Consider the following 15,047-nt stretch of genomic DNA (forward strand, 5'->3'; position numbering starts at 1 on the left):
TAGCCCGTAAATATTAGGAGGATAAAAATGAAACTTAAAAAATTAGTTGCTCTTGTTTCATCAGCAATATTAGCATTCTCTTTAGTAGGATGTAGTATAGAAGGTGAAGAAAATGGAGCAAGTTCAGACGGAAGTTTAGTAGGAAACGGAAGCATAGGATTTTCAGTATCTACACTAAACAACCCATTCTTCGTAACATTAAGCCAAGGTGCGAAGGATAAAGCAAAAGAAGAAGGAAGAGATTTAATAGTAGTAGATGCTGGTGATGATGCAGCAAAACAAACAAGTGATATAGAAGATTTAATTTCAAAAAATATAAGTGTTTTAATAGTAAACCCAGTTGATTCTGATGCAGTTGCACCAGCAGTAAAAGATGCAATAGCAAAAGGTATCAAAGTTATATCTTTAGACCGTGCAGTTAACGGTGTAGATGTAGATTGTTCAATAGCATCTGACAATGTTGAAGGTGCGAGAATGGCAACAGAATACTTAGTAAGTTTAGTTGGAAAAGATGCAAAAGTTGTTGAGTTAGAAGGAACTTCAGGTTCAAGTGCAACAATAGACAGAGGAGCAGGATTCCACAAAATAGCAGATGACCAATTAAATGTTGTATCTAGCCAAACAGCTAACTTCAATCGTTCTGAAGGTATGACAGTTATGGAAAATATGCTTCAATCTAACTCAGATATAAAAGGTGTATTCGCTCACAATGACGAAATGGCACTTGGAGCAGTAGAAGCAATCGGAAGCAAAAACATAATAGTTGTTGGATTCGACTCAACAGATGATGCAGTAGCAGCAATTAAAAAAGGTAAAATGGCAGCAACAGTTGCTCAAAAACCAGACTTAATGGGTGCAACAGCAGTAGAAACAGCTATAAAAATAATAAACGGAGAAGCTGTTGAAAAATCTATACCAGTTGAAGTTGAATTAGTAACAAAATAATTCATAAACTTTGAAAAAAGTAGGTGCAAATGCACCTACTTTTTTTGTATAGAAAATATGATACATTTTAAGTAAATAAAAATTTGTTTTGATTTTCTGATATAAAAGTATTCTATAAAATTCTGAAATCCTTTGTTAAATTTAATCTATCTTCTTCAGTTATAGGACGTAAAACACGACATGGGTTTCCAGCAGCAACAACACCGGCAGGGATATCTTTTGTTACAACGCTACCACCGCCGATTACAGTTCCAGCCCCAATTGTAACGCCACCAAAGATTGTACAATTAGCCCCAATCCAAACATCGTTTTCGATAGTTATAGGTTTAGATGTAGAAATACCCTCAACAATACGTTCAGAAGGATAAATCGGATGGCCCGCACAAGAAAGACAAGTCCCAGGTCCGATAAATGCATTTTCACCAATATTAATTGGAGAAGTATCAAGCATAACACAATTGTAATTTATGAAGGCAAATCCGTGTGTGTGAATATTAAAACCATAGTCACATTTAAAATTTGGTTCGATAAAAGTTATAGGACTACAAGTTCCAAACAATTTTTGTAAAATACTAGCGCGTTTTTCACTTTCATCAGGTCTTGTATTATTAAACTCCCACAATAAATTTTGAGCATTTGTTTTTAACGAATGGTCCATAGCAAAATGTTTTGCGTAATAACCTTTTTCGTTTTCTATCATTTCTTTAGTTATCATTATTCAAACTCCTTTTTATATTATTTTCAGCTATTTATATATTTTAAGACATATAAGCAATTTTGTTTAGGTTAAATTTTAAAATATAATAATCAACCTAACAAAAGTGTAATAAAATCCTATACCTTTTGTTGATACAATAATTATAGGTTAACTAATAAAAATAATTAAATTTAAGATCTTAAATCCTAAGTAAAAGAGGTGGATTTTATGCAAAATATTTTAAAAATAGAGAATCTAAAAAAATACTATGGAACAAAAAATAATATAACAAAGGCAATAGATAATATTTCATTTATTGTAAATGAAGGAGAATTTGTGGCGATTATGGGGGCTAGCGGAAGTGGAAAAACTACACTTTTAAATTGCATTTCAACAATAGACACAGTTACAGCTGGCAAAATTATAATCAATAATAAGGATATAACGGAAATAAAAGATAGAGATATAGCATCATTTAGAAGAAATAATTTGGGGTTTGTATTCCAAGATTTTAATTTACTAGATACTTTGACAATAGCTGAAAATATATCACTTTCACTAATTATAAATAAAAAGAATGAAAATAAAATAGATGAAATGGTAAACGATATAGCAAAAATGTTGAGAAAGTTAGCAATTAGAAATGCAAAAAGAAGTATAAAAGATTATCTAGTACGATGATGAATTTTAGACTAGCTGTTATAGAAGTGAGTGTGCTAGTAGTATTTGTAATTGGATGGCTAATCAATTATACAATGAAATTTATGTTTTCGAAGATGAGCAAAGAATTTGGAACATATATAATTGTTCCAGATGATGCAGTCTCAGATATGAAAATATTAGATAAATTTATAATGATGAATACAAAAGAGCAAACAACAGAAAAGTTATATAACGATATATGTAAATATGTTAAAAGTACTATGAAAAATGATAAAGAAAAATCAGAGTTTTATCCATATAATTTAGATATAAAAGGAGAAGTGATATCAGAAAATAGATTAGTATTAACCATATTTTCATTTATTCTTTTGTATATAGCATTTATATTCACAGCAATTGTAGCGACTATCTTAGCAATACAAACCTTGAGTGATTCCACAAAATATAAATATCATTATTCAATTTTAAGTAAATTAGGCGTAGAGCAAAGCCAAATATATAAAACAATAAGAAAGCAATTATTAATATTCTTTTTATTCCCAGTAATTTATCCACTTATAATTGATATTTCAGTTACAACCTCATTAAACGGTCTTCTTAATCCAGTACTAAGTAGCGAATACTCATATTTATATGCAATATTATATAGCCTATCATTATTTTTATTTATATACTTGATATATTTTATAGCAACTTATTTTGGATATAAGAAAAATATAGAGGAATAAAGATATAAACTAAAAAAGTTAGATTTATTACTTGACAAGTGAACTACCGTTCACTACTATATAAATATAAGGTGAACGATGGTTCGCTAAGGAGGTTTAAAATGTGTACGACAAAAGAGAAAATTTTATTAACATCGCTTAAACTGTTTGCCCAGGATGGATATGAAGCTGTTTCAATCAGCAAAATTTCTGGGGAATTAGGAATGGCGAAAAGTGCATTATATAAGCATTATAAAAACAAAAGAGATATTTTTGACAGTATTATAAATAGAATGGATGAATTAGATTATGAAAGGGCAAGAGAGTACAATATGCCAGATGGAAATATGGATGAAATCATAAAAGAATATAGAAATATATCTACTGATAAAATCAGAATTTATACAGAAGCACAATTTAAACATTGGACGGAAGAAGAATTTTCATCTTTATTCAGAAGGATGCTTACTTTAGAGCAGTATAGAAATCAAGAAATGTCAGATTTATATCAGAAATACTTGGTTTCTGGGCCGATAGACTATATGACATATTTGTTTGCAGGAATAACAGGAAAAAAAGAAGAGGCAAAACAATTGGCAATTGAGTTTTATGGTCCAATTTTCTTGATGTATAGTCTTTATGATAATAAAAGAGAGGGTGATGATTTAACGGAAATGTTAAAAAATCATGTTGAGAGGTTTTCTAAAAAAATAAATAATTAGTAAAAATAGTCTATAAAAAATTTAGATTAAGAGTAACAATAATAAATTAATAAGAAGGGAGAAAAAGATGGAAGCAATAGTTTATACTTCAAACACTGGTACAACAAAAGAATACGCTAAATTATTAAGTGATAAATTATCTTTGCCTTATTATTCACTTGATGAAATAAAAAATAAGGTTAAACCAGGCGGTAAAATTATATATCTTGGCTGGATTATGGCAAGTGGAGTAAAGGGATATAAAAAAGCAATAAAAGATTATGATGTGTGTGCTGTAGGTGCTGTTGGGATGGGGGCAACAGGAACACAAGTTAAAGAAGTTAGAACGAAAAATAAAATTCCAAGCTCAAAACCAGTCTTTACTTTACAAGGTGGTTTCGATGTTAAAAAACTCCATGGAATTTATAAACTTATGATGACAATTATGGTCAAAACAGCAGGGAAAGGTCTTGCTAATAAACAAGATAGAACACAAGAAGAAGATCAAATGTTAGAAATGATGTTACATGGAGGAAAATACGTTGATGAAAAGAATCTAAAGGCAATTTTAGATTGGTATGGAAAGAGGGGCGAATAGTGTGAAATTATATTTTTCAAACACTACGACTATAATTACAACAATACTCATTCTTATATTGATTGGATTTATGTCTTATTGTTTTATCAATAGGGACAATATACAATTTTGGGGTAGAAGAATATTAATTCTTGTTATATACGGCCTTGTGGTTTGTTGTTTTGCAGCAGCGCGAGATGGACTGGATATTACTATTCAAAATGCTGTTGAGGGGACAGCTATAGCCGGTGGAATATTTGAACTTGTGAGCATCCCGACTATAATAGGATGTATAGGAGCTGGCATTATTATAATTTCATCTATCATATCATTATTTGTAAAAAGCCAAAATGTTAGAGAAATTTTATTTTTTATAATGTGTGCCGGAATAATTTTAAAAATAGTAACAGTAGAAATATCGAGAATTATTATGTAGAGAGAAAACAGCAATTGGTAATGTAAAGTTATCCGTTGCTGTTTTATATTTTGACAAAATTTGATTAATAACAGGCATGGGGTTATATCTTTGTAAAAAACTTTGCAACAAAATGAATTTAGATATAAATATTGAATCTGAATATAAAAGATTTACAAAAGTAAAAATTATTTTTCCAAAAACAAGTCTTTATAAACAATGATTTATTAGATTTAATGCAAAAATTTTGATGTTACTAACATCCAAACATATGTATTGTGGATATATGGATTTTTTAAAATGTTGAAATTTCAATATATAAAAAGTTATTAACAGAGTTATCCACATTATGCACAGGCTTTGTGGACAATTTAATCCACATTTAGACAAAATGTTTTATTATATTAAAATATATTCAAAAAATAAGTTAAAAAAATTTAAAAAAAAATTAAAAATTAAAAGGATATTTAAAACTGGTGGAGAATATATATTAAAACATAAAAAAATTATCATAATTGGTGAAGTACATACTATGAACTTTGCATAGTGAAGGGAGCTGTTCTTATGAAAATATTAATAACAGGAAAAAAGATAGAACTTACAGATGGAATCAAAGGGGCTGTAGAAGATAAATTAGGTAAACTAGAAAAATATCTACATGAAGACACTGAAGTTAAAGTTACTGTAAGCGCTAGAAAAGCAAAACAAAAAATAGAAGTAACAATAATCCCTATAAATGGACCTATAATAAGAGCTGAAGATAGCCAAGAAAGTTTATATGCTGCAATTGATGTTGTTTATGACAAACTTAATAAACAATTAAGAAGATATAAAAATAAATTAAAAGGTAAATATCAATCTAAAGGTCAAGATAGCATAAGATTCCAAAATATCGAAGACAATGGCTTTGATGAAAATGATGGAGAATTTGATATAGTAATAGAAAGACACAAAAAATTCGATATGAAACCAATGAGTCCAGAAGAAGCAGTATTACAAATGGAATTAGTAGGACATGATTTCTATATGTTTAGAAATATAGACACAGATGAGATTTCAATAGTTTATAGACGTGAAACAGGCGGATATGGATTAATTGAACATGAATAATAGTATGAAACAAATTAATTAGAGAATGAAAGTAGCGGGCTATCGATAAGAAATTATCGATAGCTCTTTTAAATTCCAACAAAAAATAAATATAGCGAAAATAATATAAAAAATATGTCAATAATTAAAAAGAAAGGAGAGGGGTAAATGATAGAAATATTATTGGTTGTGGTGATAATTTTATTGATAATAAACATTTATATATCGATAAAATCAAAAGGAGTAGATATAACTCCTATGCAAAAAAACATAGACCAAAAACTAATATCAGTAGAAAAAACACTTAGAGAAGAGATGAGTGTAAATAGGGAAGAATCTAGAAAAAACGAAAAATCAAATAGATCTGAAATTGCTGGCTCAATTGACAAACTGAGTTCATCTATATTAGCTAATATGATAGAGTTATCAAAACTTCAAAAGAATCAATTTGATACATATTCAAGAACGATGGAGAGAACTTTAGATGCATTTAACTACAATCTTAGAAATAGTATAGATGATTTAACTAAACTCCAAAATGAAAAATTTACGGAACTTACAAAATCGACAGAAGAAAATCTCGAAAAAATGAGAGTTACAGTTGATGAGAAACTACAAAATACACTAGAAAAAAGACTTAGTGAATCATTTAAAGTGGTGAGTGAAAGGCTTGAACAAGTGCATAAAGGTCTCGGCGAAATGCAAAGTCTTGCGGCTGGTGTTGGTGACTTAAAAAAAGTCCTTTCAAATACAAAGACAAGAGGCGTATTAGGCGAGATACAATTGGAAAGAATATTAGAGCAGTTTCTTTCACCTGAACAATATGAAAAGAACGTAATAACTAAAAAAGGTTCACGAGAAACTGTAGAATTTGCTATAAAATTACCAGGCAAGGACTATGATAACAAAATGGTATACTTGCCACTAGATGCAAAATTTCCACTAGAAGTTTATAATAAATTGTTGGAGGCATATGACATGCAAGACCAAGCTCAAATTGAAGTTAATTCAAAGAACTTAGAAAGATTTATAAAAAAATCAGCTAAAGATATAAGGGATAAATATATAGACCCTCCAAATACAACTGATTTTGGATTGATGTTTTTACCTACAGAGGGGATTTATGCAGAAGTCCTAAAAAATCAAAATTTAGTGGAATTAATTCAAAGAGAGTACAAGGTCAACATAACAGGTCCTACAACGCTCGTAGCCCTTTTAAACAGCTTACAGATGGGATTTAGAAGTCTTGCTATAGAAAAACATTCGAGCGAAGTTTGGAAGATACTTGGAGCTGTTAAAACTGAGTTTTCTAAGTTTGAAACAGTGCTTAATTCTGCACAAAATAAATTAAATCAAGCTAGCTCAGAAATAGACAAATTAGTAGGAACTAGAACTAGACAAATTAACCGAAAACTTAAAAATATAGACAAACTTAGCTTTGAAGATACAGATGCTTATCTACCTCAAGAAGATAGTGAGGATGAAGAAATATAAGCAATTAATAAAGTAATTAATATAGAATTAAATTAAAATGAATTTAAATTTAATTAAATGGGATAAAATAGTATTAAAATAAACGATTGAGGCAATATTTAATATTAAATATTCAAATTTTATGTTAAAATGTATAATAGTATAATTTATGCAATGAGGAGAGATGCGAAACAATGGGTTTTTTAGATAACTTATTTAACATGGCAGACAAAAGAGAACTAAAAGGGTTTGAAAAAATAGCTGATCAAATAGATGCTATGGAACCAAAATTCGAAGCCATGACTAATAAAGAATTAAAAAGTATGACAAATACTTTTAAAGACAGATTAGCAAAAGGCGAAACTTTAGACGACATACTACCAGAAGCTTTTGCTACCGTTAGAGAAGCTTCAAAAAGAGTTTTAGGTATGAGACACTACAAAGTACAACTTATCGGGGGGATGGTTTTACATCAAGGTAGAATAGCTGAAATGAAAACAGGTGAAGGTAAAACATTAGTTGCAACAGCGCCTGTATATCTTAACGCTCTTGAAGGTAAAGGTGTCCACGTTGTTACAGTAAATGACTACTTAGCAAAACGTGATAAAGAGGAAATGGGAAAAGTTTACGAATTCTTAGGACTTACTGTAGGGGTTATAGTTCACGGACAAAGTCCAGAAGAAAGAAGAAAACAATATGAATGCGATATAACATACGGAACAAACAACGAGTACGGATTTGATTACCTAAAAGATAATATGGTAATTCACAAAGAACAAAGAGTTCAAAGAGAATTAAACTATGCTATCGTCGATGAGGTCGATTCTATATTAATAGACGAAGCTAGAACACCACTTATAATATCTGGACCTGGGGATAAATCTACGCATTTATACACAGATGCTAATACATTCGTATTAACATTAAAAAGACCAAGTAAAACACAACAAGAAAAAACAGAAGAAGAAAAAGAACTTCCATCAGATGGAGATTATGAAATAGATGAAAAACAAAAAGCAGTTTCATTAAGTGAATCTGGTATTAAAAAGGCAGAACTTTACTTCAACGTTGAGAATATAACAGATGTTGAACATACTGAATTATTCCACCACATCAACCAAGCGCTTAAAGCACACGCTATAATGAAAAAAGACGTAGACTACGTTTCTAAAGATGGCGAAATAGTTATAGTTGACGAATTTACAGGTCGTCTAATGTTTGGTAGAAGATATTCAGAAGGTTTACATCAAGCTATAGAAGCAAAAGAAGGTTTACACGTACAAAGAGAATCAAAAACTCTTGCTACAATAACATTCCAAAACTTCTTTAGAATGTATTCAAAACTTGCAGGTATGACAGGTACAGCTAAAACAGAAGAAGAAGAATTTAAATCAATCTACAAAATGGACGTTGTACAAATACCAACAAATAAACCAATTTTAAGACAAGACTTACCTGATGTAGTTTATAAAAACGAAAGAGGTAAATTCAACGCTGTAGCAGAAGATATACTTGAAAGACATGCTAAAAACCAACCAGTACTAGTTGGTACAGTTTCAATAGAAAAATCAGAATTACTTTCTCAAATACTTAAGAGAAAAGGTATAAAACACGAAGTATTAAATGCTAAAAACCATGAAAAAGAAGCTGAGATAATAGCACAAGCAGGTAGACTTGGAGCAGTTACTATAGCTACAAACATGGCTGGTCGTGGTACTGACATCGTGCTTGGTGGTAACCCATTATTCTTAACTAAAAAAGAATTAAAGAAACATGGATTTACTGATGATTCAATCAAGAGAGTTGATACTAGTATAGATGCTGAAGAATTAGCAGAAAACGAAGATTTAGCAAAAGCTAAAGAAACTTTCGACTCACTATATCACCAATTTAAAGACCAAGCTGCTAAAGAACAAGAAGCTGTTAAAGAAGCAGGTGGACTTGCTATAATCGGTACTGAAAGACATGAATCTAGAAGAATCGATAACCAGTTAAGAGGACGTTCTGGACGTCAAGGTGACCCAGGTTCATCAAGATTCTATATAGGACTTGACGATGATCTTATGAGATTATTCGGTAGCGAAAGAATACAAGGTGTTGTTGAAAGAATAGGTTTAGAAGAAGATATGCCTATCGAACACAAAATGTTAACTAAATCAATTGAAAATGCACAAAAGAAAGTCGAAGGTAGAAACTTCGGTATAAGAAAACATGTACTTCAATATGATGATGTTATGAATAAACAAAGACAAGTTATATATGCTGAAAGAAGTAGCGTTCTTGAAGGAGAAGATATACACGAATATATCCAATCTATGATAAAAGACAGAATAGGTGCTGCTGTTGAAGCATATACAGAAGATAAAAAAGTAGATTACACAGAATTAAAAAACTACCTATATACTTCATTTATGCCAGCTGAAAGTTTAGAAGTTGAAGGACTAGAAACTTTACAAGGTGAAGAATTAATCGAAAAAATCTACGAAATAGCACTTGCTATATACAAAGAAAAAGAAGAAGTTATCACACCAGAAAGAATGAGAGAAATAGAAAGAATCATACTTTTACAATGTGTTGATAGTCACTGGATTGACCACATAGATGCTATGGATCAATTACGTCAAGGTATAGGACTTCGTGCTTTAGGTCAACAAGACCCAGTAATAGCATACAAACTAGAAGGATTCAATATGTTTGACGAAATGGTTGACCAAATAAGACAAGATACAGTTAGATACTTATTCGGAATAACTATAGAAAAACAACCAACTGAAAGAAAACAAATAGTTGATGTTGATACAATAGAAGCTCCAACTGATGAACCTAAACAACCAGTTGTTAAGGAAACAAAAGTAGGAAGAAATGACCTTTGCCCATGTGGAAGTGGTAAGAAATATAAAAACTGCTGTGGCAAAAACTAGGAGGATCTAATGCTAAGAGAATTAGATTATAGACAGTCAGTTGAGACAATGTCTAAAGATTTAACAGAATTGGGTGTTTCCCTTTGACATCGCTTCAAAGAAAGCACAAATTCAAAAATACGAAGAAGAAATAAATAAACAAGATTTTTGGGATGATAACGAAAGAGCTCAAAAAATTCTTCAACAAAACAGCGATTTAAAAAACATAATCTCTGAATATGAAGAATTAAACTCTAACTTAGAAGACATAGAAGTTTTAATAGAACTTGGTCTTGAGGAAGAGGATGAGTCGATTGAACGTGACATCGAAAAATCTATAAAAACACTTGAAGATAAAATAGATGAAGTTAAAATAAAAACTTTATTAAATGGAAAATACGATGCCAATAATGCTGTTTTATCTATAAATGCTGGAACTGGTGGATTAGATGCACAAGATTGTGCACAAATGATACTTAGAATGTACCTTAGATGGGCTGACCAAAATAACTTCAAGGTCAAAACATTAGACATGATAAGTGACCCAGAGGCAGGGATAAAAAGTGTTACGCTACTGATTCAAGGAACAAATGCTTACGGGTATCTAAAAAGTGAAAAAGGCGTTCATAGAATCGTCAGAATATCACCTTTTGATGCATCAGGAAAAAGACATACATCTTTCGTTTCAGTAGATGTTACGCCAGAGCTTGATGACAAGATTGATGTTGAGATAAATCCTAATGATTTAAAAATCGACACATATAGATCATCTGGGGCTGGAGGACAGCACGTAAACAAAACTGATTCTGCGGTTAGAATAACTCATATTCCAACAGGAATTGTTGTTCAATGCCAAAATGAACGTTCACAATTTGCCAATAAAGACACTGCAATGAAGATGTTAAAAGGTAAATTGATTCATTTAAAAGAATTAGAAAACAAAGAAAGAATTGAGGACATCCAGGGTAAATATTCACAAATAACATGGGGTAGCCAAATAAGGTCCTATGTATTCCAACCTTATAAATTAGTGAAGGACCACAGAACTAATGCGGAGATTGGAAACGTGGATAGCGTAATGGATGGAAATATCAATTTATTCATAAATGAATATTTAAAAATGAATAAAATGAAAAATCAATAAAAAATAATACAGGGGGGCTACAAATACACGTGGCTCCCTGTTTTTTAAAGGAGTTGTTTGGGTTGGATATATATAACATTTTAGAAAAAGAGTTTAAGATTAAAAGGGAGTATATAGATAACACTATAAAACTAATTGATGAAGGAAATACAATCCCTTTCATTGCAAGATATAGAAAAGAAATGACAGGCGAGATGAGCGATGTAACTTTAAGACAGTTAAACGAAAGACTTACTTATCTTAGAAATTTAGAAAGCAGAAAAGAAGATGTAACTAGAATAATAGATGAGCAAGGAAAATTAACTGAAGAACTAAAAACTAATATAGCAAAAGCAAAAACACTTCAAGAAGTTGAAGATATTTATGCTCCTTATAAACAAAAGAAAAGAACAAGAGCAACAATAGCTAAGGAAAAAGGATTAGAACCTTTAGCTCAATCTCTATTAAAACAAGATATAGCTGATATAAATATGGAGGCCTCTAATTATATAAACACAGAAAAAGGTGTAGAAAATGTTGAAGATGCACTTAAAGGAGCTTTAGACATAATCGCTGAAGTTGTGTCTGATGATGCAGAAATAAGAAAATACATAAGAAAATTAGCTATAGACCATGGTATTGTCGTAACTCAAAATACAACTGACGAAAAATCAGTTTATGACATGTACTATGATTATAGTGAGCCAGTTAGAACAATGGCATCACATAGAGTTCTTGCAATAAATAGAGGAGAAAAGGAAAACTTCTTAAAAGTTAAGTTAGAAATAGATAACGACAAAGTATTAAATTATATAGAAAATAAATACATAAATAAAAACAATTCAAAAAATAAAACAGAAATTCTATCAGCTATCGAGGATTCATACAAAAGACTTATTTTCCCTTCTATAGAAAGAGAGATAAGAGCTTATTTAACAGAAAATGCACAAGAGAGAGCAATCAGTGTATTTGGTGAAAATATAAAAAATCTACTATTACAACCACCGCTAAAAGGCAAGGTAGTTATGGGATTTGACCCTGGTTATGTAAATGGATGTAAAATAGCTGTTGTAGATAGAAATGGTAAATTCCTTGATCAATCAATAGTATATCCACATAAACCACAGGCAAAAATGGAATCAGCTAAAAAGAAAGTTGTAGATTTAGTCAAAAAATATGACATAGATGTAATAGCAATCGGTAATGGTACTGCATCTAGAGAGTCTGAAAAAATGATAGCTGATTTAATAAAAGAAGAAAACTTAAATACTCAATATGTAATTGTTAGTGAGGCTGGAGCATCAATATACTCTGCATCAGAATTGGCAGCAGAAGAACATCCAGACATCAATGTATCTATAAGAGGTGCAATTTCAATAGGTAGAAGACTTCAAGACCCACTTGCAGAACTTGTAAAAATAGAGCCACAAAATATAGGTGTTGGACAATATCAACACGACCTAAATAAAAAGAGACTTACAGAAGTTTTAGATGGAGTTGTTGAGGACTCTGTTAATAGTGTTGGTGTTGATTTAAATACAGCATCTTATTCATTACTTGAACATGTTTCTGGAATAAGCAAAACAGTCGCAAAAAATATAGTTACATATAGAGAAGAAAATGGAGCATTTACATCAAGAGCTCAACTTAAAAAAGTTAAAAGACTTGGACCAAGTGCATTTGTTCAATGTGCTGGATTTATGAGAATTGCTGATGGTAAAAATCCACTAGATAATACTGGTGTCCATCCTGAAAGTTACGATGTTTGTAAAAAGATGATAGAGATGTTAGGTTATACTATGGATGATATCGAAAGCAAAAATATTGATGATATAGACGATAGAGTTAAAAATATAGGTCTAAAAGAAATAAGCAAAAAATTAGAAGTAGGAGAGCCTACTTTAAAAGATATAATTTTAGAAATTAAGAAACCAGGTCGTGATCCTAGAGATGAAGGTATGAAACCTATATTAAGAACAGATGTATTAAAAATTGAAGATATACAAGAAGGCATGGTGCTTAAAGGTACTGTCAGAAATGTCGTTGATTTTGGTGCATTTGTCGATATAGGAATTAAAAACGACGGACTTGTTCACAAATCACAAATGAGCAATAAATTTGTAAAAGATCCAATGGAAGTAGTATCTGTTGGTGATGTTGTAGATGTTAAAGTTATAGGAATAGATTTAGATAAAGGACGCGTTTCATTATCTATGAAACTGTAATTATAAAATCTGTGTAATTAGAAAATCCGCTTTCGCATATTAAAATGCGGATGCGGATTTTTGTTATACTATTTATGTTGTACATCTTGTTTTAGAATCATTTATATGTTAACTTAGAAACACGATATTTAAAAAATAAACAACAAATAACTTGAGATAGATTATAAAAATATAATAAAATTGGAGGCATATAGTGTTACTTATAAAAAATGGAACAGTAAATACAATTACTAAAGGAATACAGAAAATAGGAATATTAATAAAAGATAAAAAAATAGTAGCAATGGGGGAAAAACTAAATTCATTAAGCACAGAGTTTGTACTTGATGGTGAAGTTATAGGAAGAGAAGATGACTACGAAGAGCTTAACAAGGAACTGAGAGCTAATGGTGAATTTGATTTTGACCCAAATACGGATACATTAGAAATAATAGATGCACAAGGGCAATTCATCTATCCAGGGTTTATCGATGCACACACTCATTTAGGTCTTTGGGAAGACGGAATGGGAGTAGAAGGTGCTGATGGAAACGAAGAAACTGACCCTATAACACCACACTTAAATGTAATCGACGGAATAAATCCAATGGATAGAACATTTAAAGAGGCGTATGAAGGTGGAATAACAGCAGTTTGTACAACTCCTGGAAGCGCAAATGTGATGGGGGGACAAGCAGCTGCAATCAAAACTTTTGGTAGAAGAATAGACAAAATGATAATCAAAAATCCAGTTGCATCAAAAGTTGCATTTGGTGAAAATCCAAAATCATGCTACGGTTCAAATGACGATACACCACAGACAAGAATGGCGATTGCTGCATTACTTAGAGAGAATTTAAGAAAGGCAGAAGAATATTTATTTGACTTAAAATCGGCAGAAGAAGATGAAGATATAGATAAGCCAGAATTTGATATAAAATTAGAATCGCTTATACCTGTGTTAAAAAAGGAAATACCTTTAAAAGCACATGCACACAGAGCTGACGATATGTTCACAGCGATAAGAATTGCTCAAGAATTCGATTTAAAACTTACACTAGATCACTGCACAGAGGGGCACATGATAGTGGAAGAATTATTAGAAGAAGATTATCCACTTATAGTAGGTCCATCTTTATCAGAAAGATCAAAAATTGAGCTTAGAAACTTAACTTTTGAAACTGCTGGGATTTTATCAAATGCAGGGAAGGATATCTGCATAATGACAGACCATCCAGTAATCCCACTGCAATATCTACCTATATGTGCGGGATTAGCTGTTAAATACGGTATGAAACAAGAAAAAGCACTAGAGGCGATAACTATAAATCCAGCAAAAGTTTTAGGAATAGAAGACAGAGTTGGTTCTATAGAAGTTGGAAAAGATGCCGATATAGTAATTTGGGACGGAAACCCACTAGAAATCCAAAGTAATGTTTTATACACAATAATAGATGGAAAAGTCGTTTATAAAAGATAAATTAAATGGAATTAATCAAGCAGTAACAGATCCATATTTACCAGTAAAAGATGTTGAAGATGTCCTTCAAAAT

Annotated in this window: 12 protein-coding genes and 1 pseudogene; 12 read left to right on the forward strand and 1 reads right to left on the reverse strand. The window is 30.9% G+C overall.

Annotation, left to right across the window (positions count from 1 at the left end; all coding sequences use genetic code 11):
* Positions 1-27: 27 nt before the first annotated feature.
* Complete coding sequence (locus I4U58_RS02710) at positions 28-945, forward strand: D-ribose ABC transporter substrate-binding protein (protein WP_195929506.1); 918 nt, start codon at positions 28-30, stop codon at positions 943-945.
* A 112-nt stretch (positions 946-1,057) separates the two neighbouring features.
* Here the strand turns inward: I4U58_RS02710 and I4U58_RS02715 are convergent, their stop codons facing one another.
* A complete protein-coding gene (locus tag I4U58_RS02715; protein ID WP_195929507.1) occupies positions 1,058-1,660 on the reverse strand; it encodes a sugar O-acetyltransferase in 603 nt (200 codons plus the stop codon).
* Positions 1,661-1,870: 210 nt separating this feature from the next.
* On the opposite strand from I4U58_RS02715, the pseudogene I4U58_RS02720 reads away from it, so the two are divergent.
* From I4U58_RS02720 to I4U58_RS02770, 11 genes and pseudogenes are all read left to right on the forward strand, one after another.
* Positions 1,871-2,266, forward strand: a pseudogene (locus tag I4U58_RS02720) (ATP-binding cassette domain-containing protein); the annotation flags it as partial.
* Positions 2,267-2,319: 53 nt separating this feature from the next.
* Positions 2,320-3,033, forward strand: coding sequence for a hypothetical protein (locus I4U58_RS02725; RefSeq protein ID WP_195929509.1), 714 nt, complete (start codon positions 2,320-2,322; stop codon positions 3,031-3,033).
* 101 nt (positions 3,034-3,134) lie between these two features.
* Complete coding sequence (locus tag I4U58_RS02730) at positions 3,135-3,734, forward strand: TetR/AcrR family transcriptional regulator (RefSeq protein WP_195929510.1); 600 nt, start codon at positions 3,135-3,137, stop codon at positions 3,732-3,734.
* Between the two features lie 67 nt (positions 3,735-3,801).
* On the forward strand, positions 3,802-4,311 hold the full coding sequence (locus tag I4U58_RS02735; RefSeq protein WP_195929511.1) for a hypothetical protein: 510 nt from the start codon (positions 3,802-3,804) through the stop codon (positions 4,309-4,311).
* Position 4,312: 1 nt separating this feature from the next.
* Positions 4,313-4,726, forward strand: a complete 414-nt coding sequence (locus tag I4U58_RS02740; protein WP_195929512.1) for a hypothetical protein — start codon at positions 4,313-4,315, stop codon at positions 4,724-4,726.
* A gap of 543 nt (positions 4,727-5,269) precedes the next feature.
* The gene (gene raiA / locus I4U58_RS02745) at positions 5,270-5,815 is read left to right on the forward strand and encodes a ribosome-associated translation inhibitor RaiA (protein ID WP_195929513.1); all 546 of its coding nucleotides are present in this window, start codon (positions 5,270-5,272) and stop codon (positions 5,813-5,815) included.
* Between the two features lie 147 nt (positions 5,816-5,962).
* On the forward strand, positions 5,963-7,288 hold the full coding sequence (rmuC, locus tag I4U58_RS02750) for a DNA recombination protein RmuC (RefSeq protein WP_195929514.1): 1,326 nt from the start codon (positions 5,963-5,965) through the stop codon (positions 7,286-7,288).
* A 173-nt stretch (positions 7,289-7,461) separates the two neighbouring features.
* Entirely contained in the window at positions 7,462-10,188 is a 2,727-nt protein-coding gene (gene secA, locus I4U58_RS02755) for a preprotein translocase subunit SecA (RefSeq protein ID WP_195929515.1), read from the forward strand.
* 9 nt (positions 10,189-10,197) lie between these two features.
* A protein-coding gene (gene prfB, locus I4U58_RS02760) for a peptide chain release factor 2 (RefSeq protein ID WP_195929516.1) occupies positions 10,198-11,311 on the forward strand; the annotation gives its coding sequence in 2 pieces (ribosomal slippage) (positions 10,198-10,272 and positions 10,274-11,311; 1,113 coding nt in all).
* A gap of 62 nt (positions 11,312-11,373) precedes the next feature.
* The gene (locus I4U58_RS02765) at positions 11,374-13,515 is read left to right on the forward strand and encodes a Tex family protein (RefSeq protein WP_195929517.1); all 2,142 of its coding nucleotides are present in this window, start codon (positions 11,374-11,376) and stop codon (positions 13,513-13,515) included.
* Positions 13,516-13,708: 193 nt separating this feature from the next.
* A complete protein-coding gene (locus I4U58_RS02770) occupies positions 13,709-14,974 on the forward strand; it encodes an amidohydrolase family protein (protein WP_195929518.1) in 1,266 nt (421 codons plus the stop codon).
* Positions 14,975-15,047 lie beyond the last annotated feature (73 nt).

Origin of the sequence: Clostridium sp. 1001270J_160509_D11, from assembly GCF_015667935.1 — a bacterium.
GTDB lineage: Bacteria > Bacillota > Clostridia > Peptostreptococcales > Peptostreptococcaceae > Intestinibacter.